This window comes from Lentzea terrae, from assembly GCF_003265345.1.
GTDB lineage: Bacteria > Actinomycetota > Actinomycetes > Mycobacteriales > Pseudonocardiaceae > Lentzea > Lentzea terrae.
In genome coordinates, this window is the sequence record NZ_QFWW01000019.1 from 54,554 (window position 1) to 54,924 (window position 371).

Consider the following 371-nt stretch of genomic DNA (forward strand, 5'->3'; position numbering starts at 1 on the left):
TGATTGGGGTGGTGACATGTCTGGTGTGCGCCTCCGGTGGTCGAGACGCAACTTGATCTGTGCCTGCGTCGCACCCGTGTACACGGCGGATCTGTTGGTACTCACGGGCGGGCAAGTCGATGCTCGATCTGGGAGGACAAGAAATGGTGGTCGAGGCCACCTCGCAGCCCGTGTACCTGGCGTCCTACCGTCGCAGACTCGATGTGCTGCTGCCGCCTTGCGAGCTACGGCACTCGGCATCCGCTGAGGGTGCCATGTCCTAAACAGACAAACGGCGGGGATTACTCCATTCGGACTCTATGGTGTGTGGTTGGCGTTAGCTACCGTTCCAGCGGGTACGCCGGGTAACTCTGCGATCATCGGAGGGTGAT